The sequence below is a fragment of the Kibdelosporangium persicum genome (assembly GCF_013280595.1).
Classification (GTDB): domain Bacteria; phylum Actinomycetota; class Actinomycetes; order Mycobacteriales; family Pseudonocardiaceae; genus Kibdelosporangium; species Kibdelosporangium persicum.
This window is the reverse complement of record NZ_JAAATY010000005.1, coordinates 93321-117470: the sequence shown is the minus strand read 5'-3', so window position 1 is coordinate 117470 and position 24150 is coordinate 93321. Positions and strand designations below refer to the sequence as shown.

The following is a 24150-nucleotide window of genomic DNA, read 5'->3' as shown; positions in this document are numbered from 1 at the left end:
GGAAGTGATCCAGTGAGTGACAACACCTCCCTCCAGCGGCCGCCCGCGGAGATCCGGTTCGCCGACGAACTCAAGCGGTTGCGCGCGGACGACAGCGGCCCGCGACCGCCGGGCTGGGCGATGAGCCTGCAGGCGGCCCGCCGGTTCATCGTGGGTGATCCGGCTCGCGACATCAGCCGCAAGTTCGTCGGCGATCCGTCCCTGGTGGACAGAGCGCTGGTGACGCTGGCGACAAGCCGCGGCCTGATGCTCGTCGGGGAGCCGGGCACGGCGAAGTCCCTGTTGTCCGAGCTGATCGCCGCGGCGGTCAGCGGCGAGTCGACGCTGACCATCCAGGGCGGCGCGGCGACCACCGAGGACCAGATCAAGTACTCGTGGAACTACGCGCTGCTCGTCGCGGAAGGACCGTCCACCCGATCACTGGTGCCCGCGCCGATGCTGCGCGGCATGGCCGAGGGCAGGATCGTGCGGTTCGAGGAGATCACCCGCTGTCCCTTGGAGGTCCAGGACTCGCTGCTGTCGTTGCTGTCCGAACGGGTCGTGGCGATTCCGGAACTGACCGGGCCGGACGGCATGGTGTTCGCCAAGGCCGGGTTCAACGTCATCGCCACCGCCAACACCCGTGACCGGGGTGTCAACGAGATGAGCGCGGCGCTCAAGCGGCGCTTCAACTTCGAGACGGTGTTCCCGATCCCGGACTTCCAGACCGAGCTGAGCCTGGTCGAGCAGGAGGCGGGCAAGCTGCTCGCGCAGTCCGGCGTCGGGCTGCCGCCGCGCCGCGATGTGCTGGAGGTGCTGGTCCGCACGTTCCGCGACCTGCGTGACGGCAACGGCAGCGACCGGTTGTCCACGGTCATGAGCACAGCCGAGGCGGTGTCGGTCGCGCACGCGGTCGGGTTACGTGGCTGGTTTCTGCGCGGCGAGGAGGGCACGCCGGCGGATGTGGTCGAGTGCCTGGCAGGCACGGCGGCCAAGGACAACGCCGACGATCTCGCCCGGCTGCGGCGCTACCTGGAACAACACGCGAGCCGCCGCAAGGGGGAGCAATGGCAGGCGCTGCACCAGGCCCGGCACCTGCTGCCCGGCTGATGACGGCGACGTTCATCGGCGTCCGCCACCACAGCCCGGCGTGCGCACGGCTGGTAGCCGAGACCATCGAGCGGCTGAAACCCGCGTACGTGCTCATCGAGGGACCCGCGGACGTCAACGACCGGCTGGACGAGCTCCTGCTCGGCCACGAGCTGCCGATCGCGATCTTCAGCTACGACGGCGGTGCCGATCATTTCGGCACCGCCTCGTGGACACCGTTCTGCGACTACTCGCCAGAATGGGTGGCGCTGACGACCGGCCGCGCGACCGGCGCCGACGTCCGGTTCATCGACCTGCCCGCGTGGCATCCCGCGTTCGCGGGGCGTAGCAACCGGTACGCCGACGCCGAGCTGCGCTACGCCGAGGTCACCGAGCGACTGTGCCGGGAGTTCGCGGCGGACAACGTGGACACGTTGTGGGACCACCTTTTCGAAGCAGATCCGGACGACATAGCCGACCGGCTCGCGCAGTACTTCGACCTGCTGCGCGGCTCGGAGGCGGCCGACGAGGGCGACACAGCCCGCGAGGAGTACATGGCGCGCTGGGTCCGCGCCGCGGTGCACCACGCGGGCGACCGTCCTGCAGTCGTCGTGACGGGTGGCTTCCACATGCCTGCCCTGAAGGCCATGACGGTGACCGGTGACACGGACTGGCCCGAGATTCCCCGGTCGTCCGGCGCGAGCTATCTGGTGCCGTACTCGCATCAGCGGCTGGACGCGTTCACCGGCTACCAGTCCGGCATGCCGTCGCCCGAGTACTACCACCAGGTCTGGACCGACGGACTCGCCAAGGCGGCTGACGGGCTTGTCGAGTCCGTCGTGGACCGGCTGCGTCGCCGTAAGCAGCCGGTGTCGACAGCGGACCTGATCGCGGCGCGGACGTTGTCGGCCGGGCTCGCCCGGCTGCGTGGTCACGTGCACCCGGCGCGGACGGACGTGCTTGACGGTCTGGTCAGTGCGCTGGTGTCCGAGGACCTCACGCAACCGCCGCCGTGGACGCGCCGTGGCCCGCTGCTGCCGGGCGCACATCCCGCGCTCGTGGAAATGGTGGCGGCGCTGAGTGGTGACCGGGTTGGCAGGCTGCACCCGGCCACTCCCGCGCCGCCGCTGGTTTCGGCCGTGCTGCAAGAGCTTCAGGAGCTGCGGCTCGACCGCGAGGGCCTGGTCCACCTCGACCTCACCGATCCGGCCGAGATGACGCGCAGCCGTGTGTTGCACCGCTTGCGGGTGCTGCACATTCCGGGATTCGTGCGGCAGTCCGGTCCCTCGTCAGGTGCGGATCCCGTGCTGGACGAGCGTTGGCAGCTGACGCCGTGCGATGAACGGGTCGGTGCGTTGATCGAGGCGGCGGCGTTCGGCGCGACGCTGGGCGAGGCGGCGGGCGGGGCGTTGCAGCGCCGGATTCCCGACGCGTCGATGCCGGCGCTGGCGGCGATCCTGTTCGACGCGGCGCTGTGCGGGATCTCGACGATGTCCGACGAGGTGACCACCACGTTGGCTCGGCGAGTGCGGGGCGGGAGCGACGTGGCGGCGTTAGGCGCCGTACTCGCGGGCGTGCTCGGCTTGTGGCGGCACGACAGGGTGTTCGGAACAGCGCGGGACCCGGTGCTGGGCACGGTGATCGACGTGACCGTGACCAGAATCCTGTGGCTCGTTGAGGGCCTGCACAGTGGTCCGGCGCCAGCCGACACCGAGCGGCTACGGGCGCTGGTCGCGGTCCGGGACGCGGTGCTGCACGCGGATTCCGTGCTGTCGGTGGAACGCGGTGACGTCAGGGGAGTGGCTCGCCGGATCGCGGGCGATCCCGAAGCCCCGCCCGATCTGCGGGGTGGAGCCCTCGGCCTGGGCTGGGCGTTGGGCGAACTGCCCGACGTCGAGCGAGCCGTGCGCGGCATGGCCGCCCCGGACACGCTGGGCGACTGGTTGTCGGGTTTGTTCGCGGTGGCCCGCGAAGAAGTGCTGACCAGCGGTCATGTCGTCGGGGTGCTGGACGAGCTGGTGCACGCGATGACCGAGGACGAGTTCCTGGTCGCGCTGCCCGCGTTGCGCCTCGCGTTCGCCTACTTCCCGCCGCTGGAACGGGAAACGATCGCCGAACGGGTGCTCGCGCACCGCGGCGCGCCGGGTTCGGCCCGATCGTTGTTGCGCACCACCGTCGACCCGCTCGTGGTCGCCGAGGCGATGGCACTCGACCGGCGCGTGGACGAGCTGCTGGTACGGGAGGGACTGGCATGACCGACCTGGAACGCTGGCGGCTGATCCTGGGACCGCCCGCCGAGCGCTGCACCGGAGCGCTCAGCGGGGGTGCCGCCCGCCGCGACGCCGCGCTGGACTGGTTGTACGGACGTGACGATGACCTCGCCGACCGGGACGTGCGGCGGGGCGGGAGCGGTGAGTCCGTGGTGCGGACCGTCGACTGGCTGGACGAGGTCCACCAGCTCTTCCCGCGGGAGACGATCGAACGGCTGGAGCGCGACGCCGTCGAGCGGTACGAGATCGCCGACGTCGTCACCGACCCGAGTGTCCTGGAACGGATCGAGCCGAACCCCGCGCTGTTGCGGGCGGTGCTGCGCACCAAGCACCTGATGAACCCTGCGGTGCTCGCGATGGCCCGCCGGATCGTGGAAGCCGTTGTGCGGCAACTGATGGAGAAACTGGCCACGGAGGTCCGGCAGTCGTTCACCGGCGCGCGGTCGCGCCGCCCGTCGAACCACAAGAACTCGCGCAACTTCGACTTCAAGGCCACGATCCGCGCGAACCTCGCGCACTACCAACCGGATCAGCGGCGGATCGCGATCGAGAAACCGAAGTTCGTCTCCCGGACCCGCCGTAATGTCGAACAGTGGCAGCTGATCCTGATCGTGGACCAGTCGGGGTCGATGGTGAGCTCGGTGATCCACTCGGCGGTGACGGCGGCGTGCCTGTGGAGCCTGCCAGGGCTGCGTACGCACCTGATCGCGTTCGACACGAGCGTCGTGGACCTGACGTCGGACGTGACCGACCCGGTGGAGCTGCTGATGAAGGTCCAGCTCGGCGGCGGCACGGACATCGCCCGTGCGGTGGCGTACGGCGCGGGCCTGGTCGACAACCCGCGCCGTGCGATCGTCGCCGTCATCACCGACTTCTACGAAGGCGGCGACGAACAGGACCTGATCCGTACTGTCCGCAAGCTCGTCGAGCAAGGCACGCACGTGCTGGGGCTCGCGGCGCTCGATGACGAGGCGGTGCCGTCGTACGACCGCATGCTCGCTCAGCGGCTGGCGAACGTGGGTGCTCACGTAGGTGCGATGACGCCGGGCCAGCTGGCTGAGTTCGTGGCGGAGAAGCTGACATGACGAGACCCGACCTGCTCGCGCTCACCCCCGACGGGCTGGCGGCGCTCGCGAACCGTGGCCTGGTCAAGCGGGCCACGAAAGAACTCGACGCCGGTGCGGGCCCTGCCGTCGAGGTCGCCGCGGACGGCACGGTGCACGGCAAGTTCGCCGATGGCGTCGCCTCGTCCCTGCCACCAGGCACACCGCTCGACGCGGCGGCGTGCAGTTGCGGCGCGCTCGGCGTGTGCCGACACCGCATCGCGCTTGTCCTGGCCTATCAGCGTGCGGTCGAGAACCCCGTCACCGAAGTGCCGCCGTGGTCGCCGGGTTCGGTGACAGACGAGGAACTGGTGGCGCGGTTCGGCCAGCGCCTGGTGCAGCAGGCTCGCCGGACGTTGCGGTCAGGGTATTCGGCGACCGTGCGTAGGCCGACGGCGGCCGACCCGGTTGCGACAGCGGAGCTGCCCACGTGCACAGTCCGTTTCCTGGTGCCGGGAGACTTGGGGTACGTCCATACCGACGTGGAAGCCGCACGCCGGGACGAGGCGATTGTGCTTGCTGTGTGGGCGTTCCGTGAGGCTGACGCGGCGGGCGTCACGAAGCTTGACGTGGGCGGAGGTGCGGTCGAGGCCGGTGATCTGAGTTCGCTGGAGGACTTGCTGGCCCAGCTGTTGACGGATGGCGCCGCGCACGCGGGCCCGGTGCTGGACGCCGCGTGGCGTCGAGTCCAGCGTGATCTCAGTGCGCGGCATATGCACTGGCCTGCCGCCGCGGTCGAGGATCTGCTCGACCAGCTTGGCGCGTACCGCAAACGCAGTGCGAGGTACCGCGCGGAGCGATTCGCCGAGCTGGTCACCGAACTGCACGCCCGCAGCCGCGCCACGGGCCCGCGCTCAGAGGTCCTCGGCACGGACGAGCCCGCGGAGACGCCGCTACGCCGCGTTCGCCTGACAGCACTGGGTTGCCGGGTGAACGGCGTTCCCGACGAGCGCACTGCCGACGTGTACTTCGCTTCTGGCGACATGGTCCTGGTGCACCGCGACGCGCCGATGCGCACCGCGACCCGGACGGCGGCGGCCAACGTCGTGTCTGAGTCGGTTTCGCGCAGCGCGAGCCGTGTGCTCCGCCTACGCGCCGGCCGGGTCGCTCAGACGTCGGTCACTCCCGTCGGCACGGCTTGGCAGGAGTTGCCGGACTCGCTGCTGGTCCGCGACTTGGCGGCGTGCGCCGAAGAGCTGAACGCCCTGCGGCCGCGCGTCGTGCGCGCCCGTGTCGCCGCCGAACTCGTGCGGGTCGTCGAGGTCGCCGAACTCCGTGCCATCGGCTACGACCCCGCAGCCCAAACCCTTGAGGCTGTCGTCGCCGACGCGGCGGGCGGCACAGCCGTCGTGTCCGCGACGTACCGGGGCGTCTGCCCGCAGTCCCTGGACGCACTGGTCGAAGCGCTGCGCTCGTCACCCACACACATCAGTGGCACGCTGCGCCGCACGCGCGGCACGATCGTGATCGACCCCTTGGCCGTACTCACGCCGTCCGGCGTCGTCGTGCCCGATCTCGCGACCGCCTCCGCGGCCGGCCTGCCGAGCTCCATGTCCACACCGGACCGAATAACCTCCACACTGGACAGTGCGCTGCTGGTTCTCGCCGAAGCCGCCCACCGCGGCCTGCGGGACGTGCCACCCAGCCTGCGATCCCGCCTGACCGAGATCGCCGAGGACATGCACCGCATCGGCTTACGCACGCCGTCACGCCTGCTGAAGGACTTCATCGGAGATCCTGCCCCGGCAACCTGGCTGGCCGCCCACCTCCGAGTGCTGATCACCTCGGAGGCGCGCACTTGACCAGTGCGTGACGACGGCGAGGGGTGGCCGGTGTCGGCGAGCGGTCCAATTGGCTCGAACGATCCCATGGCTGCTTGGCGGTCGAAGCCATCATCGCCCGCGTGATTCCGGGGCGAGCACGCCGGCAAACTGTCTACATAACGTTGACGTTAGCGCTTGGTTCTGTAGATGATGGTGCGGTACCTTCATAGCCGAGGAGGCCCCATGGACGTGTCCTTCGACGCGCACCCGAGCACCTATCGGCACTGGCAGCTGCGGACCGACGGGGAGGTCGCCTGGCTGGTCCTCGACGTCGACGAGGCGGGCGGGATCGTCCCCGGCTACGAGCTGAAACTGAACTCCTACGACCTCGGTGTGGACATCGAGCTCTACGACGCCACGCAACGGCTGCGGTTCGAGCATCCCGAGGTGCGCACCGTCGTCGTGACCAGCGGCAAGGACAAGGTGTTCTGCGCGGGCGCGAACATCCGGATGCTGGCCGCGTCGTCGCACGAGTGGAAGGTCAACTTCTGCAAGTTCACCAACGAGACCCGCAACGCCATGGAGGACTCCGCCGGGCAGACGTATCTGGCCGCCGTCAACGGCTCCTGCGCGGGCGGCGGGTACGAACTGGCGTTGGCCTGCGAGCACATCCTGCTCGTCGACGACAACTCCGCCGCGGTGTCCTTACCTGAGGTGCCGCTGCTCGGCGTGCTGCCGGGCACCGGCGGGCTCACCCGCGTGGTGGACAAGCGCAAAGTCCGCAAGGACCTGGCCGACGTGTTCGCCACCCGGCCGGACGGGGTGAAAGGCAGGACCGCGCTGGACTGGCGCCTGGTGGACGAACTCGCTCCGCCACGCCGGTTCGAGGACGCGGTCCGCGCCCGTGCCGCCGAACTCGCGGCCCGTTCCGCCCGGCCACGGGACGCGCGTGGCGTGGAGCTGACGCCGCTCAACCGGGAAATCAGCGCGGACGGGATTCGCTACGAGCACGTCACGGCGGAGTTCGACAGGTCCACCTCCGCGGTGACCATCACCGTCCGGGCACCGCGGGTACCAGCGCCACCCGCGGTGTCCGAACTGGACGCGTCGTTCTGGCCGCTCGCGGTCACCCGCGAGCTGGACGACCTGATCCTGCGGCTGCGCACCAACGAGACCACGCTCGGCACCTGGATCATCAGAACCGAAGGCGACGCCGAGACCGTCGGGGCCTACGAGAACCTGCTGGCCGGCAACCAGGACCACTGGCTGGCCGACGAGATCCTGCGGTACTACAAACGCACCCTCAAGCGGCTCGACGTCACCAGCCGCAGCCTGATCGCCCTGGTCGAGCCCGGCAGCTGCTTCGCCGGGATGCTGGCCGAACTGGCGTTCGCCGCCGACCGGCAGTACATGCTGGACGGCCCGCCGGTCGAGGACGAGGACAGCGAGGAACGCGCGGCGCTCACGCTGACCGACGCGAACTTCGGGCTGTTCCCGATGGGCAACGGGATCTCCCGGCTGGAGTCCCGGTTCCACGGCCATCCGGACCACGTCGACTGGCTGCGCAAGGAGACCGGCCGGCCGCTGAGCCCGGCCGAGGCGAACGAGCTGGGCCTGGTCACCGACATCCCGGACGACATCGACTGGGCGGACGAGATCCGGATCGCGATCGAGAGCCGGGCCTCGCTCTCGCCCGACGCGTGCACCGGTCTGGAGGCGAACCTGCGGTTCACCGGCCCCGAGACGATCGAGACCAAGATCTTCGGCAGGTTGTCGGCCTGGCAGAACTGGATCTTCACCCGGCCCGGCGCGGCCGGGGACGAAGGCGCGCTACGCCGGTACGGCACCGGTCAGAAGGCGATCTTCGACAGGAAGCGGGTGTGAGCATGACGACCTCGATCGACTACGAGGACAAGATCCCCAACAACGTCGACCTGTCGTCCGACCGCAGGCTGCAGCGCGCGCTGGAGGGCTGGCAGCCGAAGTTCATGAACTGGTGGGGCGAGATGGGCCCGGCGCTGGAGACGCACGGCGTCTACCTGCGCACCGCCGTCAGCGTCGGCCGGGACGGCTGGGCGCACTTCGACCACGTCGACGTGCCGGACTACCGGTGGGGCATCTTCCTGGCCGAACCCAAGCCGGACCGGCGGATCGCGTTCGGCGAGCACAAAGGACAACCGGTCTGGCAGCAGGTGCCCGGCGAGTACCGGGCCGACCTGCAGCGGCTGATCGTGATCCAGGGCGACACCGAACCCGCGTCGGTGGAACAGCAGAAACTGCTCGGCCTGACCGCGCCGAGCCTGTACGACCTGCGCAACCTCTTCCAGGTGAACGTGGAGGAAGGCAGGCATCTCTGGGCAATGGTCTACCTGCTGCACGCCTACTTCGGCCGGGAGGGCCGCGAAGAGGCGGAGGCGCTGCTGGTCCGCAACTCCGGCAGCCCGGATTCGCCGCGTATCCTCGGTGCGTTCAACGAGGAGACCGCGGACTGGCTGGCGTTCTACATGTTCACCTACTTCACCGACCGGGACGGCAAGTACCAGCTCGGCACGCTCAAGGAGAGCGCCTTCGACCCGCTGTCGCGCACCTGCGAGTTCATGCTCAAGGAGGAGGCGCACCACATGTTCGTCGGCACCACCGGTGTCGACCGCGTGGTGACGCGCAGCGCCCAGCTGATCCGTGAGCACGACACGCTGGACATCGGCAAGCACGGCGGCATCCCGCTGGACGTCATCCAGAAGTACATCAACTTCCACTACACGGTGTCGCTGGACCTGTTCGGCAGCGAGACGTCCACCAACGCGGCGAACTACTTCACCGCGGGGCTCAAGGGCCGCTGGATGGAGGAGCGCCGCAAGGACGACCACCGGCTCACCGAGCACGGCATCGAGCTGGAACGCCCGAACGCCGACGGCACGTGGACCACCGAGGAGCTCTCCGCGCTGCTCGCGCTGAACCTCGACCTGCGCAGCGAGTACATCGCCGACTGCCAGAGCGGCATCAAACGGTGGAACAAGATCCTCGCCGACGCGGATCTGGAGTACCGGTTCGCCCTGCCGCACGTCGGGTTCAACCGGCAGGTCGGCCTGCACGCCGGGTTCCACATCACGCCGGACGGCTCGATCGTCGACGAGGAGACCTGGCGCAAGGGCAGCAGGAACTGGCTGCCGACCAGCGAGGACCTGGCGTTCGTCCGGTCGCTGATGCACCCTGTCCACCAACGCGGCAAGATCGCCAGCTGGGTCGCGCCACCGGCCAACGGGATCAACGGCAAGCCGTTCGACTACGAGTACGTGTACTTCCACTAGGAGGACGGGCGATCATGTCTGCTTTGCCGTCAACTGCGCCTTCGGTGAAGCCAGGCAGCATGCCGTTCAACGCCGCGGAGTACCTGGTGGACCGGCACGTCAAGGCCGGGCGCGGCGAACGACTGGCGGTCGTGGCGGAGTCGGGCAGCCTGACCTACCGCGAACTCGGCGAGGAGATGCGGCGCAGCGCCGCCGCCTTCCGTTCGATCGGCGTCCGGCCGGAGGAGCGGGTCATGTTCTGCATGGCCGACGACATCCAGTTGCTGGCGGGCATCCTCGGCGCGATGTACATCGGCGCCGTCCCGGTCCCCACGTCCACCATGGTCACCGGCCCCGAGCTGGGCAAGGTCCTGGCCGACTCACGGGCCAGGGTGCTGTCGGTGTCGGCCGAGTTCGCCGAGGTCGCGCAGGCGGCGGTGGCGGCGGCGCCCGAGGTGACCGATGTCCTGCTGGACGGCGAGGTGCGGTTCACGCCCCGGCGAGGTGTCCGGGTCCGGCAGTGGCTGGAGCTCGAAGGCGACGTTCCCAGGCGGCCCTACGAGACCTGGCAGGACTCGCCCGCGCTCTGGTTGTACACGTCCGGCACGACCGGCTTGCCGAAGGCCGCCATGCACCGGCACTCCAGCATCCGGATGGTCGCCGAGGCGTACGGCAAGGGCGTGCTCGACATGGGCCCGGACGACCGGTGCCTGTCCGTGGCGAAACTGTTCTTCGCCTACGGGATCGGCAACTCGTGCTTCTTCCCGTTCGCGGTCGGGGCCAGCGCGATCCTGGAACGGACACGCCCGACCCCGCGGCTCGTCGCCGAGAAGGTCCGCTCGGATCAGCCGACGTTGTTCTTCGCCGTGCCGACGTTCTACTCGGCGTTGCTGCACAGCGACATCCCGGACGACACCTTCACCGGTGTCCGGCAGGGGATCTCGGCCGGTGAGGCGCTGCCTCCCGTGCTGTACCAACGCATCCGTGACCGGTTCGGGCTGGAGGTGCTCGACGGGATCGGCTCCACCGAGGCGTTGCACATCTTCCTGTCGAACCGTCCCGGTGCCGTGCACCCGGGATCGTCCGGTGTCCCGGTGCCGGGGTACGACGTCGAACTGCGAGACGAGCAGGGCGGCGTGATCACCGCGGCCGGGCAGCCCGGCGACCTGTACTTACGCGGTTCTTCGGTCGCGACAGGCTATTGGTGCCGTGCGGAGACCACACGACAAGTGTTCCAAGGGGAATGGCTGCGCACGGGCGACACGTACATGCGCAACGAAGACGGCACGTACAGCTGCCTGGGGCGCTCCAACGACATGCTCAAGGCCGGCGGCATCTGGGTCTCGCCCGCCGAGGTGGAGGAGCGGCTGCTCGAACACCCGGGCGTGGCCGAGGTCGCCGTGGTCGCCGCCCCCGACGCCGACGGCCTGGACAAGCCGGTCGCCTGTGTTGTCCCGGTTTCCGGGGTGCCGGTCGACGCCGACGAGCTGATCACCTGGTGCCGCGAGGGCCTGGCGGCGTTCAAACGGCCTCGCGCGGTGGTCGTCGTGAGCGAACTGCCGAAGACCGCGACCGGCAAGGTCCGCCGGAATGTGTTGCGGGAGCACGTGTACGGCACTCTGACGGCGGCTGCGGCTCATGCTGGTTGACGCGCACATGCACATGCCCCGGCTGTCCACGGTGAAGCCGGCGTGGTTGGAGTGGGCGGCCGAGTTCTCGCGCGGCTATCCGTGGCGCGACGCGTACGACGCTTTCGGCGACCCGATCCCGGCAAGGGTCGTCGCGCTGCTGGAATCCGAGGGCGTCGACCGTGCCTTGTTGTTCTGCGAGTACAGTCCACGCGCCACCGGGTCGCAGGTGATCGAGGACCTGTTGCCGCTCAGGGACTTCAACCCCGATCGGTTCCGGCTGGTCGCCAACGTCAACCCGCATCTGCACTATCCCGTGGCGTCCGAAGTGGAGCGTCAGCTCGACCTCGGCGCGGTCGCGTTGAAGATCCACCCCGTGCACGGCGGTTTCTCACCCGGCGACCCGCAACTGCGCGCGGCGTACGCCCTCTGCGTCGAACGCGGCGTGCCGGTGATCATCCACTCCGGCGTGTCCAGCTTCCCGGGATCGCAGTCGAAGTACGGAAACCCGGAGCTGATGCTGGACGTCGTGGAGGAGTTCCCCGGCCTGGACTTCGTGTTCGCGCACGGCGGGCGCGGCTGGTGGTACGACACCGCGGCATTCCTGGCGTTGGCCAAACCCAACGTCTGGCTCGACCTCGCGGGCCTGCCACCCCGGAAACTGCCCGAGTACTACGCCCGCTTCGACCTCCATCGCCTCGCCACCAAGTGGATCTTCGGCACGGACTGGCCCGGCGTCCCCGGCGTCGCCCGCAACGCCCAGGCGGTCGCCGCTCTCGGCTTGCCGGGGAACATTCTCGACGGCGTCCTGTCCGGCAACGCCATGAAAGTCTTCCCAGGCCTCTGAGCGGGCTTGTTCACGTGCCCTCAGCGCGTCGCGCCACAACCTGGTTGGTCTTTATGCCGGTGACTTGCGGAGTTTGCCGCGTAGTGCGCGACGGGCGACTGGGCCGAGGTCGTCGATCACTTCGACGAGAGACGCCAGGCGGTCCAGGGCGTCCAGTGCGGCGTGTGCGCCGGTGGGGTCGACGCCCTCGAACAGTTCCAGGCCGATGAATCCGGCGCACACGGCGCGGGCCAGTCCGGCGGTGTCGACGAGCGTGGCCAGTGGGGAGTCGGCCAGCAGCCGGTTCAGAGCCTGCTCGATCGGGCCGATCCACAGGTGCAGCGCGGCTGATGTCGCCTTGGCGAGCTTCGGGTCCGCCTGGGAGCCCGCCAGCATCTGGGCGAGCACCATGACGTTGCCCAATGAGCGTTCCTCGGCGTGCAGCTGACGTCCCAGGTCCAGCAACTGCCGGAGACTGGTGACCGCGTCCACCCGCGCCAGGAACGGTGCGACCCTGGCCTCGGTGGCCGCCAGGCACGCCACCTCGAGCAGTTCGTGCACACTGCCGAAGTGGTAGAAAACCAGGGCCTGGTTGACGCCGGCGGTGTTGGCGATCGTCCGCGCGGACGTTCCGGTGATGCCGTGCTGCCGGATCGTCTGGATCGCGCCGTCGATCAGTCGCTGTCGGGTGTCGGCCATGTCCATTACGGTAGGTCCTGGGGCCCGCGAACCTTCTCCGGGCACGCGCACAGGTAGGGGCGGGCAAGGATCAGGGCGGTCAGGGTGAGACCGATCCCGGCGAGGACCGGTGCCAGATGCCCGAAGTCGGTGTACCGGATGATGCTGTGCACGGCGACGGCCGGGAGGAATCCCGCGATCGCGGCCAGTGTGAGTGACCACCAGACCCAGGACTCGCCGCGGCGCCATCCCCACGCGGTGAGCAGTGTGATCGCGGTGGCGGCTGCCATCAGCGCCCCGCCGAAGCCGGCCCTGTCGTGCGCGACGAACGACAGCAGCCGGGGATTGGCCGCCCGCAACGCGTCCGGCTCGGTCCGCAGGAATTCCAGGTCGCTGGGCACGAACACCTCGGTCAGGCCGACCGCCGACACCACTACACCGCCGATGAACAGGCCGATCCCAGTGCACACCAGCAGAAGTTGGCCGACCAGTGCCCTGCGCCGCTGGTGTTCCGGCCCTGCCGGCCGCACTGTCCACTGTGGCCGCTCTGGCTGGCGCCGGGTGCCGATCAGGAACATCGGGAAGAGCACGAGGGCGACCGCGGTGTGCAGCGGCTCCACGAACCCGAAACCCAGGAAGTAGAGCAACGTGGGAAACCCGATCCACCCGGAGACGAGGTATGCCTCGCGGGCCCAGGGCCATCCTCGCCGGATGCCGCCGACCGCGAGGCCGGCGTAGAGCACGCCGATCGCCACCATCGTGCCGGCCATGGTGATCCGGTCGTGTTGCAGGAAATGCACCAGGTGGTGGTTGATCGCGTGGAGCCGATCCACCCCCATGCCCAGGAACTCGCGGTCGTACCACAGCAGCACCGGTCCGAGCGTGATCGCCGCGGCTCCCAGGCCCGCGCCGATCATGCCCAGGCCGACCAGCAGACCCCACCACCACGCCGGCCACCGCCGGGGATCCCAGCCGACGTCGCGCACCGAGGGCGCCGGATGGGTAGGAGTCGCTGCCTCGGTCACCCGGGCGAACCAGCCCGGGCCGGCCTGCACCAGCACCGAGGGCGTGACCAGGACCGCCTTGGCCCGCTCGTTCAGCGCATGGGCGGCCAGCGCCACCGACGGGGACGTCACATGGACCACGCTCGGGTCGGCTTCGGTTCTGACCGCGTCGACGTGCGGCGCCAAGGCGGTCACCACAGCCGCCGCGTCCGGCCCGGCCGCGTGCACCACCACTGGGACACGCCGGCCCGCAGCGGCCTCACGCACCACTGGGACGTCGGCAAGGCCAACCGGTGCCACCTCGATCAGTCCGGCCCCCAGCGGGGGCAACGCGCGCAGCGCATCCCATGCCACGCTGGGCGGCACCACCGCGCCGAGCCTGTTCCGCACTGGGACGCCGGCGACCGAACCGGCCAGGTGCGGCGGCGGGTGGCGGTGTCCGAGCCCTCGGGCGATCAGCCCACCGGCGCCGGGCAACGATCCGATCGCGGCCAGGGTCCGCAGTGCGGCCCGCTGCGATCGGCGCGTTCCCCACAGCGCGGCCGCGATCCCGCGCAGCGGGTGATAGGTCCAGTCGGGCACTAGCGCCCAGCCCCTTCCGTCGGCATGGGCGGCGTCCAGCCGAGGACGGGCGCCATGGCGCGCAGGGTCGCGGCGGCAGGGGTCAGCCTCGCGGCCAGATCACGAACCATCACCGCCGGCGGCCAGGACCATTGGGCGACCGTCCCGAGACGGGAGGACCGGCGGACAATCCCCTGAGTCCGTGGTCGGCGCAGGCGGTCATAGTGAGCCAGTGCCGCGCCGACGTTCGGCGTCGCGCCCAGACAGGCGGCGAGCGTGACCGCGTCCTCCAAGGCCTGGCAGGCGCCCTGCCCCAGAATCGGATCCATCGCGTGCGCCGCGTCCCCCAACAGCACCGTCCTGCCGCACACGTAGGTCGACAGCGGCGGCAGGTCGTACACGTCATGACGGAGTACACCGTCTTCGGGCACCGCCGCCAGCAGCGCCGGGATCGGATCGGGCCAGTCACCGAATCGGCGCCGCATCGCGGCATGTTCACCATCGATGCTGGCGCCGTCGGCGGGCACCGTGGCGGCCGCGAAACAGTAGAACCGCCCAGCGGGCAGTGTTGTGAACCCGATCCGTTCGCCGCGACCCCAGAACACCGCGCCTTCGGTCCGAATGCCGGCAAGCGGCTCAGTGATCATGCGCCAAGCCGTGCAGCCGGCATATCGGGGCCCTATCGCACTCGGCCACAACAGCCGTCGCAACTGGCTACGCACACCGTCCGCGCCAACCACCAGATCCGCTCGCAGGGTCCCACCCCGGTGCTCGACCACCACAGCCTCGCCATCCGGGCGCACGGTGTGCACCTCGCTGCCTGGCCGCAGCGACTCCGCCGGCAACGCCTCGACCAGCGCCCGCACCAGGTCCGCCCGGTGCACCACCAGGAGCGGCTGGCCATGACGCCTCGCGATCTCGGCGTTGTCCACCCTGGACAGCCAGCGACCCCTGCGACCACGTACGCCGCCCGCCATTTCCACCGCACCGAGCGCACGCACTCGTTCCGCCAGGCCGAGCGCCGCGAGTGCGCTCATCGCGTTCGGCCACAGCGAAAGACCCGCACCGACCTCGGTGAACTCGCCGGCCCGTTCCAGCACCGCCACCCGCCAGCCGCGCCGATGCAGAGCCACCGCCGCGGCCAGACCGCCGATCCCACCGCCCACCACGACCACGATGCGCTCAGCCATCGACCCTCCCCTGTTGAGCGACTGCTCAAAGCAGAGGATAGGCGGGTTTGAGCGACTGCTCAACCGGTTGGAGGTGTATCACCTCGCAGAGTCGACATCCTGATCAATGGGTGACGCGTCCTCTTCCGCCGCGAACCACTCACGTCACGAGTGGCGCGTTCATGACGGAGCGTAACGTCTGTCCGCAGGCCAAAACGATCCGTTGTAGCCCACCGGCGGTCGCCCGTCCCAACGACTGACCCGGGCCGCACAGCGGTTTCGAGCTGTTCGAGTTCGCCATGCGACAGCGAGCGGGGGCTCAGACGTCCCAGGCGACGGGAAGTTCCCATACGCCGTACGCCGCCGACTTCTCCCGCATCCGGATCTCCTTGTCGGGCACCGCGAGCCGCAGCGTCGGGAATCGTTCGAACAGTCGCGTGTAGCCGATCCGCATCTCCACTCTGGCCAGTTGCTGACCTAGGCATTGGTGTATGCCACCGCCGAACGTGAGGTGCCGGCGTGCCTCTTCCCGTTGCAGGTGAAGGACATCCGGGTTGCCGAACACCCGCGGGTCGCGATTGGCCGCTGGTAGTCCGATCGCGACGGTCTCGCCCTTCCGGATCACCTGCCCTTCCAGCTCGACGTCCTCGAGTGCGACCCGGTTCGGCGTACCCAGGTGGATGATCGTGAGGTAGCGCAGCAACTCCTCGATCGCGTTGGGGTGGCCGAGGGCGGCGATCTGGTCCGGGTGCCGCAGCAGCGCGAAAGTCCCCAGTGCCAACATGTTCGCGGTCGTCTCGTGGCCGGCGACGAGCAGCAGCAACGCGATGTTGGTCAGCTCCTCGTCGGTCAGTTCCCCTTCGCTGATCAGCCCGCCGAGCAGATCCTCGCCGGGGCGCGACCGCTTGCCGACGATCAGGTCACGCAGATAACCCGCGAGTCGGCCGAGCGCGGCCATGACTTCGTCCTGCGTCCGGTCGAAGCTGGCCAAGATCGAGGTCTGGTGCTGGAAGAACTCGTGATCGTCGTAGGGCACCCCGAGCAGTTCGCAGATCACCAGCGACGGGATCGGCAGGGCGAACGCCCGCACCAGATCGGCCGGTGGCCCGGCGTCCGCCATCGCGTCGAGGTGTTCGTCGGTGATCCGGGTGATCCACGGTTCGAGCTGGTTGATCCGTCGCACGGTGAACTGGCGCATCAGCACACGGCGGTAACGCGTGTGCTCCGGCGCGTCCATGCTGGCGAACCAGCCGGGCGCGGCCGGATTCGTGGCGCCGCCCGGCCGGGCGACCGAGGCGAACACGGGGCGTTTGAGATCGGGACGGGTGCTGAACCGGGGATCGACCAGCACCGTCCGGGCCGCGGCATGGGTCGTGACCAGCCAGCCGAGATGGCCGCCGGGCAGTTCCAGCCGGTTGATCGGCGGGAGCCGGACCAGGTCGGGCGGCGGGTCGAACGGGCGGTCGTGATCGCGTTCGGTCGGGATCGTCACTACGTCGGTCATATTTTCGGAGTCTACTCCGATTTGGCAGTCACCTGTCAAAGAAGAGAACACTCCGGTGTCCGGTTATCCTCTTCGCGTGGATCAACCAGCGACCGGGCTGCGGGAACGCAAGAAGGCCAGAACGAAGACCGCCATCCAGCAGCACGCGCTGCGCCTGTTCAAGGAGCAGGGCTACCAGGCGACGACCGTCGAGCAGATCGCCGAGGCCGCGGAGGTCGCGCCCAGCACGGTCTTCCGCTACTTCCCGACCAAGGAGGACCTGGCCGTCCTCGACGACTACTACTCGCTCGCCGATGCGATGAGCTCTGCGATCGCGGCGCAACCGTCCGGCGCGACGCCCGTCGAGATCCTGCGCGGCGCCTTCCACGCGGTCTTCGCAGGCCTCGCACCGGATGAGCGCGCGGCGCGCTACGAACGTGACCTGGCCATGTTGACCATCCCCGAGGTGTGGGCGGCGAACCTCGGCCTGATCGCGAGAAGCCGGCGTGCGCTGGCGGACGGGATGGCGGCGCTGACGCGGCGCCCGGACGCCAAGATCATCACGGACGCGGTCGTCGGCGTCGGGCTCGGCGTGCTGCTCGACTGGGCGCGAGATCCGCACGGCGATCCGGCCGAGGCGCTTGACCAGGCTTTCAGTCGGCTTGCGGAACTCTTGTGATGGCCCCTACGGGCGTCCGGGATGTGTGAGAATCCCCGGCGCAAGATCCATTCGGGCTATTTCAGGAGCACACCGATGAACCGACTGGCAGCTCTGGCTGTGCCGGCAGCGCTTCTCGCGCTTGGGCTGAGCGGCTGCGGCAGCAAGCAGGACGGCGCGACGCCGCCGCCCGTCCAGAACCAGCCCGGCAGCAGCTCCCAGCCGACGGGTGCGCCAGGCAACACCGCCGCTCAGGAGGACACGTCGGCCGCGTCGGACGTGAAGATCACCAAGTGCGTGAACAAGACGTACGGCCAGGACGTCACCCTTGAGGTCACCAACAGCACCCCGCTGCCGCAGCGCTATGTGGTCGGCGTGAACATCAAGGACGCCAACGGTGGCACGAGCGAGGCGCGGTTCGCCAAGAACCGGATGGAGCCCGGCCAGACCGTCACCCAGGACATCCCCGGCGACACGCCGCTGAAGGGCGAGGTCACCTGCGAGATCGGTGAGGCCAAACGGCTTGCCCCGAAGTGAGGCGGCTGCTCACGACCGCGGGGCGAGCGAGGCGGCCTTGCCGAACAGGTAGCGCTGCATGGGCATGCTGGTGGCCCGCTCGCCCGCGGACTGGTACGCCGCCCGCGCTTCCGTGGCATTCCCGACCATCTCCAGCAGGTGCCCGCGCACGGCGAAGTACCGGTAGTGCTCGCCGAGCTGTGCCGAGAGGTCGTCCAGCAGCGGGAGTGCCACGGCGGCTCCCCGGGCCATGGCGACCGCGACGACGCGGTTGAGAGCGGTCACCGGGTTGTCGGAGAACCCGAGAAGGACGTCGTAGAGAGCGGCGATCTGCGCCCAGTCAGTCTCCTCATAGGACGGAGCCTCGTCGTGGACGGCCGCGATGGCCGCCTGGATCTGGTACGGCCCGGCTTGGCCGCGCGGCAGGACCGAGCTGATCAGTGCGACGCCCTCGGAGATCAGGGCGGAGTCCCACAACCGGCGGTCCTGTTCGGCCAGCAGCACCAGGCCGCCGTCGGCCGCGCTGCGAGCGGGCCGGCGGGCGTCCGTCAGCAGCATCAGCGCCAGCAGCCCGGTGACCTCGCAGTCGTCCCGCAGCAGCCGGTGCACCAGCCTGGTCAGCCGGATCGCCTCGGCGGCGAGGTCGGTTCGCTGCAGGTCAGGCCCGTACGTGCTCGCGTACCCCTCGTTGAAGATCAGGTACAGCGTGTGCAGCACGGCCCCGAGCCGCTCCCGTCGAGCCTCTCCCTGGGGAACCGCGAACGGCACCCCGCTGTCCTTGATGGTCTGCTTGGCCCGGCTGATCCGCCGGGCCATGGTCGCCTCGGGAACCAGGAAGGCCCTGGCGATCTCGGCGGTCGTCAGACCGCCGACCGCCCGGAGCGTCAGCGCGATCTGCGAGGCCACGGACAGCGAGGGATGACAACACAGGAACAGCAGGATCAGCGTGTCGTCGGAGTCCGACTCGGGCCGGTCGGCCGCGGGGGACAGCCAGTCCTCCGGCAGGGCCCACCGCGCGATCCTGTTCTCCCGACGTTGGCGTGCTTGTTCGTTGCGCAGCAGGTCGGTCAGCCGCCGGGACGCCACGGTGATCAACCACGCCAGCGGGTTGCCGGGCAGCTCGGTGGGCCACTGCGTGGCCGCCGCCAGCAGTGCTTCCTGGACAGCGTCCTCCGCGGTGTCGAAGTGGCCGTAGCGGCGCACGACCGCGCCGAGGACCTGCGGCGCGAGCGTCCGCAGCAGGCCCTCGACCTCGGTGAGCGGCATCAGACCTCCGGTTCCGGCCGGTGCTCGGCGATCGGCCGGATGTCGACGTACCAGGGGGCGTCGTCGGGCTGGTTGTCTTCCGGGTGCGGGGTGTTGGCGAGCCGGGCCGCGATCTCAGTCGCCCGGTCGAGGCTCTCGCACTCGACGATCGTGTACCCGGCGAGCACTTCCTGCGTCTCCGGGTACGGCCCATCGGTCACCACAGGCACACCGTCCTTCGTGCTCACCCGGCGAGCGTGCGCGGGTGCACTCAGGCCCCGGGCCTCGACGAACTCACCGGACTCGACCAGCGCGTTGTTCCAGTCCGCCAGGAACTCGTGCATCTTCCGGATCTCTTCGACGGTCCACGGCTGCCGGTCGGCGGGGGTGTTGCCGGTGAGCAGGTCGTAGTCGTGCTGCGAGCCCATCAGCATGATCATGTACTTCACGGTCTTGCTCCTCTCCGGTGGTGTTACGCCAGAGACGTCGAAGCAGGGGTGCCCGACCCGGACATCGCCGCCGAAAAATCTTCTCAACGGTGCCGCACCGGCCGTACGCAGGGCCAGCGGACGCGCCGATCGGCCGGTGCAGGCTGCGAGAATGGGCATCGGCACCCCTTCTCCAGGAGGTCTCGCTTGTCGAATCCGGTGACCATGGCCATCGTGGGCGCGGGCAGCCGCGGCAACAACTACGCGTCCGGCGCGGTCCGGACAGGCAAGGCGAGAGTCGTCGCCGTCGCCGAACCGCGGCTCGTGCGGCGGAAACTGTTCGCGGAGAAGTACGAGGTTCCCGCGGACGCGGTCTTCGACGACTGGCGTGAGCTGCTGGACCGGCCCAGGATCGCGGACATCGCCGTGATCTCCACGCAGGACCGTGACCACGTGGAACCGGCCGTCGCGCTGGCTCGCCGTGGTTACCACCTGCTGCTGGAGAAGCCGATGGCCACGTCCGAGACCGACTGCGAGCGGATCGTGCAGGCCGCTGAGGAAGCCGACGTGATGCTGGCGGTGTGTCACGTGCTGCGCTACACGCCGTACTCGCGGGTGCTCAAGCAGATCGTCGACAGTGGGCGGATCGGCGACATCGTCAGCGTGGAACACCTTGAGCCTGTGGGCTGGTGGCACCAGGCGCACTCGTACGTGCGCGGCAACTGGCGGCGTGAGGACGAGTCCAGCTTCATGTTGATGACCAAGTCCTGCCACGACCTGGACTGGCTGGCGTACATCATCGGCAGGCCCGCGCGGCGCGTCTCGTCCTTCGGCAGCCTCTACGAGTTCCGGAAGGAGCGGCAACCCGAAGGCGCGGCCGACCGCTGCCTCGACTGCGGCGTCGAGGCGACGTGCCCCTACTCGGCACTGCGGATCTACCTGCCGTTCCTCGACCGGCCTGAGAAGAACTGGCCGCTGTCCGTCGTCACCACCGACCGCACGGTGGACGGCGTGATGAAGGCGTTGCGGGAAGGGCCTTACGGCCGTTGCGTGTACTCCTGTGACAACGACGTGGTCGACCATCAGGTGGTCAACATCGAGTATTCCGGCGGCGTGACAGCGTCGTTCACGATGACCGCGTTCGCGCCGGGCACGCATCGCAAGACCAGGATCTTCGGCACCCGCGGCTCGATCGAGGGCGACGGGGAGACCATCGCCGTCCACGACTTCCTGACCGGCCCGGACGTCGTGGACGTGGGGGAGGTGGGCGGGTCGACCGCGGCCGACGGGCACGGCGGTGGTGATCAGGGGATCGTCGACGCGTTCGTCGAGGCCGTGCGCACCGGTGACCGCGGCCTGATCCTGACCGACGGCCGGGAAAGCCTGGATTCGCACCGGCTTGTCTGGGCAGCCGAACGCGCCCGCCGCACCGGCACCGTGGTCACTGTCGAGTGAAAATCCGCGCACTGCGCGCGATTGACTGGCGGCCGCGGGCTGGCTATCACCTAATTCTCGCCGGACACGCTGACCGCCCGGGATCGATCGGATCCAGTCCCAGGTTGGTTCGCGGCCGCCGGTGCGTGCGACTCATGGTGCCGGAACGGGCATTTCGAGGTGCCGCAGTGGTGGACACGGGGTGCCGGAGTGGTGGACACGCGAAGGTGAAAGAGAACTCGCACCAAACCGCACGGTACTGTGCACCGAATCCGCTATGGCACAGGCGGAGGAGGGGCATTGAGTGTTTGGTCGCGGGCAGGGCTCGCCGTTGTGGCGGCACTGCTGCTCGGTGTGATCGTGGTGATCGGTTCGGACAAGGGCGAGCCCGTGCGCGACGTGCGACTGCTGTCCGGCGCGGCCTGGCTGAGCTCGTCGAAGGTCGGCCAGGTGACGCTGCTGGACGGCAACAACGTCGAAGTCGCGGCGCAGGTGCAGGTCGCCCCCGCCGGTCACAGTCTCGAAGTGGCGCAACAGGGTTCGACCGCCTACGCCGTCGACAGAAGCGCCGGAACCGTACGGCGGGTGGAGGGCGGAACCTACGAACTGTCCGACCCGCAGGCGCCGATTCCCGACGCCACGAACGGTCTCGCGGTCATACCCGGCCGCGACACTGTGTACACAGTGGACAAGCGACGCGGCATGCTCGCCTACACCGACCCCAAAAGCCTGGCGCCCCAAGGAAACGCCGTTACGTTCGCGGCGGGGACAGCCATGATCGACGACAACGGAACGCTCTGGGCGATCGACGCGCGCACCGGCGACCTGACCCACGTGCGCGACGGGAAGCTGAACATCCGCCGCCAAGTGGCCCAGCCCGGCGGCGCCGAACTGACCATGGTCGGCGGCCGTCCGGTCGTGGTGGACATCGCGGGCCGCAAGGCCGTCAGCGTCGACAGCGACACCGGACGGCCCGGCGATCCCGTCGAACTCGACCTACGCACAACGGACACCGTCCAGGTTTCCGGTTCCCGCCGGGCTGATCGGCTGTACCTGGTGGTCGGCCGCGGCGTGCTGAACGTGTGTGACCTGGCGGCGAACGACTGCGGCAAAGTCATCGGACTGCGCGAGGGCAACACCTACGGGCCGCCGGTCGAGGCAGGCGACCAGGTATTCGTGCCCGACTACACGACCGGGCAGGTCTGGATCATCGACGTCGAGAACTCGCGCGTGATCGCCAAGCCGACCGTGCTCGCGCCGGACGTCCGGTTCGAGTTGCTGGTCCGTGACGGTGTTGTGTTCTACAACGACACGAACTCCGAACGCGCCGGAGTGATCCAGCTCGACGGAAAGGTGATCAACGCCGCCAAGTACGACGCCGGGAATCCGGGGAAAGGACTGAGCGGTTCCGTCGCGCCCTCCGCGCCGCCGCAACGAACCTCGCCGGCCGGTCAGGCGGTCGCGCCGGCCCAGCCGCCGCGGGGTGGTGTGCCGAGTCAGGCCGCCCAGCGGACAAGCGTCGGCAGTCCGCCGGTTTCCGGGCACCAGCAACCTGTCGAGCCCTCTTCCGAACCTGCCGGTGCGTCGCCCACAGCCAGCGATTCGCCGTCGGTCAGCAGTACACCCACGACCACGACGCAGCATCCCCCGCCGGCGGAGCCGAGGCTCGAAATCTCGATGAGCACCACAACGCCGACCGAGAACCAGACGGTGACGTTGCGGGTCAACAACCTCAACGGCGAAGCACCCGTCAGTGCACAGTGGACGTTCGGTGACGGTGCCACCGGGAGTGGCACGACGACCACGCACCGGTGGGCGGCGGCTCGGGCCACGCCGTACCTCGTCGCAGTGACTGCGACGATGCCGGACGGGCGGCAAGCGATGGCGTCAGCCAACGTCACTGTTTCCGCGGTGCCGCATGTCCGGCTCACGGTCAGCGTTCCCGGCGGCGGTGGCAGCGTCACCGGTGGCGGGATCAACTGTCCGGGCACGTGTTCGGTCGACGTGCAGCCCAACACCCAGATCACGTTGACAGCCCAGCCGGACGCCACCCACCAGGCGGGCTCGTGGGGCGGCGCCTGTGCCGGGAAATCCGGGGCTTCCTGTGATGTGACCGTGGATGAGGCGAAGAGCGTCAGCCACACGTTCGAGGCCAAGCCCGTTCCCCAGGCCACGCTCACGATCGCCGCGCCGACCGGCGGGCGGGTGCTGGTCGGCGGCGGCGGAACGTGTCCGTCGACGTGCTCGGTCACGAGGAATACCGGCACCGCCGTGAAGTTGACCGCGGAGCCGGCCGACGACCGGGTCTTCGGCGCCTGGGGTGGCGCCTGCGCCGGTCAAGGCGCGACGTGCTCGCTCACCATGACCGGGCAGCAAAGCGTCTCCGTCACCTTCACCCTGATCGAGAAACCTCAGATCACCAGCCTGGAGTGCGGATCGCAGGGCAAGGGGACATTCTCCTGCACCTTGACCGCCACTCCGGCGAAGCTGCAGATCCGGTGGATCGTCGACGGTGTCCCCATCACGGACGAGAACGACAACAAATACATGACCAGCGTCTGCGGTTCGGACAATCGGGCCACCGTCGAAGTCACCGTGTCGAACGCGCGGGGAAGTGATACCGCCAAAGGTGGTTCCAGCTGCGAGACGGGGAGTTGAACCTGTATTTCCCGGGATGACCGAATCACCAGCTGGATTTGCGAACCCCGGGCAACTCGCCATTGTGCGCCATCTCCCGCAACCGGATCCGGGACAAACCGAAAGCCCGGAAGTATCCCCGTGGCCTGCCGTCGACGACATCCCGATTCCGGAGCCGGGTGGCACTGGCGTCACGCGGCTGACGCTGAAGCTCCGCCCTGGCGGCGGCTCGTGCCTCGTCCGAGGCCGACGGGGACCGCAGGATCTCCTTCACCTCGGCCCGCCGCTCGGCGTACCGGGCGACCACCTCCCGGCGCTGGGCATCCCGCGCGATCTTGGACTTCTTGGCCACGGACGACCTCCTGAAAACGACAACCGTTGTCAATGAGAGT

19 protein-coding genes are annotated in these 24150 nt (G+C 69.2%); 12 read left to right on the top strand and 7 right to left on the bottom strand.

From position 1 onward, the window contains the following. The first annotated feature begins 12 nt into the window (after window positions 1-12). From GC106_RS11425 to GC106_RS11390, 8 genes are all read left to right on the top strand, one after another. A complete protein-coding gene (locus GC106_RS11425; RefSeq protein WP_173128130.1) occupies window positions 13-1089 on the top strand; it encodes an ATP-binding protein in 1077 nt (358 codons plus the stop codon). Next, a complete protein-coding gene (locus GC106_RS11420; protein WP_217280380.1) occupies window positions 1047-3323 on the top strand; it encodes a DUF5682 family protein in 2277 nt (758 codons plus the stop codon). Before GC106_RS11425 ends, GC106_RS11420 begins: the two co-directional genes overlap by 43 nt. Continuing rightward, window positions 3320-4423 (top strand): VWA domain-containing protein, encoded by a 1104-nt coding sequence (locus GC106_RS11415; protein WP_173128127.1) that lies wholly within the window; start codon window positions 3320-3322, stop codon window positions 4421-4423. The genes GC106_RS11420 and GC106_RS11415 overlap by 4 nt, the downstream gene beginning before the upstream one ends. Further along, window positions 4420-6243 carry a YehQ family protein gene (locus GC106_RS11410; protein WP_173128124.1) on the top strand — a complete coding sequence of 608 codons (1824 nt, stop codon included), beginning with the start codon at window positions 4420-4422 and terminating at the stop codon, window positions 6241-6243. The genes GC106_RS11415 and GC106_RS11410 overlap by 4 nt, the downstream gene beginning before the upstream one ends. 204 nt (window positions 6244-6447) lie before the next feature. Further along, window positions 6448-8088, top strand: coding sequence for a 2,3-epoxybenzoyl-CoA dihydrolase (boxC, locus tag GC106_RS11405; protein WP_173128121.1), 1641 nt, complete (start codon window positions 6448-6450; stop codon window positions 8086-8088). Between the two features lie 2 nt (window positions 8089-8090). Continuing rightward, on the top strand, window positions 8091-9512 hold the full coding sequence (gene boxB / locus GC106_RS11400) for a benzoyl-CoA 2,3-epoxidase subunit BoxB (protein ID WP_173128118.1): 1422 nt from the start codon (window positions 8091-8093) through the stop codon (window positions 9510-9512). A 14-nt stretch (window positions 9513-9526) separates the two neighbouring features. Further along, entirely contained in the window at window positions 9527-11140 is a 1614-nt protein-coding gene (locus GC106_RS11395) for a benzoate-CoA ligase family protein (RefSeq protein WP_246365494.1), read from the top strand. Continuing rightward, window positions 11130-11966, top strand: coding sequence for an amidohydrolase family protein (locus GC106_RS11390; protein WP_173128116.1), 837 nt, complete (start codon window positions 11130-11132; stop codon window positions 11964-11966). The genes GC106_RS11395 and GC106_RS11390 overlap by 11 nt, the downstream gene beginning before the upstream one ends. A 51-nt stretch (window positions 11967-12017) precedes the next feature. Here GC106_RS11390 and GC106_RS11385 read toward each other — a convergent pair whose 3' ends face one another. The 4 genes from GC106_RS11385 to GC106_RS11370 all read right to left on the bottom strand — a co-directional run bounded on the left by GC106_RS11385 (window position 12018) and on the right by GC106_RS11370 (window position 16861). Next, window positions 12018-12644 carry a TetR/AcrR family transcriptional regulator gene (locus GC106_RS11385; protein ID WP_173128113.1) on the bottom strand — a complete coding sequence of 209 codons (627 nt, stop codon included), beginning with the start codon at window positions 12642-12644 and terminating at the stop codon, window positions 12018-12020. Window positions 12645-12649: 5 nt separating this feature from the next. After that, entirely contained in the window at window positions 12650-14209 is a 1560-nt protein-coding gene (locus GC106_RS11380) for a hypothetical protein (RefSeq protein ID WP_173128110.1), read from the bottom strand. Then, window positions 14209-15378: an FAD-dependent monooxygenase gene (locus tag GC106_RS11375; protein WP_173128107.1), complete on the bottom strand. Its 1170-nt coding sequence runs from the start codon at window positions 15376-15378 to the stop codon at window positions 14209-14211. Before GC106_RS11375 ends, GC106_RS11380 begins: the two co-directional genes overlap by 1 nt. Window positions 15379-15676: 298 nt before the next feature. Continuing rightward, the gene (locus tag GC106_RS11370) at window positions 15677-16861 is read right to left on the bottom strand and encodes a cytochrome P450 (protein ID WP_173128104.1); all 1185 of its coding nucleotides are present in this window, start codon (window positions 16859-16861) and stop codon (window positions 15677-15679) included. A 76-nt stretch (window positions 16862-16937) separates the two neighbouring features. Here GC106_RS11370 and GC106_RS11365 point away from each other — a divergent pair, with 76 nt between their 5' ends. Continuing rightward, window positions 16938-17519: a TetR/AcrR family transcriptional regulator gene (locus GC106_RS11365; protein ID WP_217280379.1), complete on the top strand. Its 582-nt coding sequence runs from the start codon at window positions 16938-16940 to the stop codon at window positions 17517-17519. A gap of 75 nt (window positions 17520-17594) precedes the next feature. Beyond that, window positions 17595-18035: a hypothetical protein gene (locus GC106_RS11360; protein ID WP_173128098.1), complete on the top strand. Its 441-nt coding sequence runs from the start codon at window positions 17595-17597 to the stop codon at window positions 18033-18035. Between the two features lie 9 nt (window positions 18036-18044). Here the strand turns inward: GC106_RS11360 and GC106_RS11355 are convergent, their stop codons facing one another. Together GC106_RS11355 and GC106_RS11350 are read right to left on the bottom strand one after the other, a co-directional pair. Beyond that, the gene (locus GC106_RS11355; protein ID WP_173128095.1) at window positions 18045-19280 is read right to left on the bottom strand and encodes an RNA polymerase sigma factor; all 1236 of its coding nucleotides are present in this window, start codon (window positions 19278-19280) and stop codon (window positions 18045-18047) included. Next, entirely contained in the window at window positions 19280-19699 is a 420-nt protein-coding gene (locus tag GC106_RS11350; protein WP_217280420.1) for a YciI family protein, read from the bottom strand. The genes GC106_RS11355 and GC106_RS11350 overlap by 1 nt, the downstream gene beginning before the upstream one ends. A gap of 195 nt (window positions 19700-19894) precedes the next feature. Here GC106_RS11350 and GC106_RS11345 point away from each other — a divergent pair, with 195 nt between their 5' ends. Both GC106_RS11345 and GC106_RS11340 read left to right on the top strand, forming a co-directional pair. After that, on the top strand, window positions 19895-21142 hold the full coding sequence (locus GC106_RS11345; RefSeq protein ID WP_217280378.1) for a Gfo/Idh/MocA family protein: 1248 nt from the start codon (window positions 19895-19897) through the stop codon (window positions 21140-21142). A 279-nt stretch (window positions 21143-21421) separates the two neighbouring features. After that, entirely contained in the window at window positions 21422-23779 is a 2358-nt protein-coding gene (locus tag GC106_RS11340; RefSeq protein ID WP_173128089.1) for an InlB B-repeat-containing protein, read from the top strand. 25 nt (window positions 23780-23804) lie between these two features. Here GC106_RS11340 and rpsN read toward each other — a convergent pair whose 3' ends face one another. Then, window positions 23805-24110: a 30S ribosomal protein S14 gene (rpsN, locus tag GC106_RS11335; protein ID WP_173128086.1), complete on the bottom strand. Its 306-nt coding sequence runs from the start codon at window positions 24108-24110 to the stop codon at window positions 23805-23807. Between the last annotated feature and the right edge of the window lie 40 nt (window positions 24111-24150).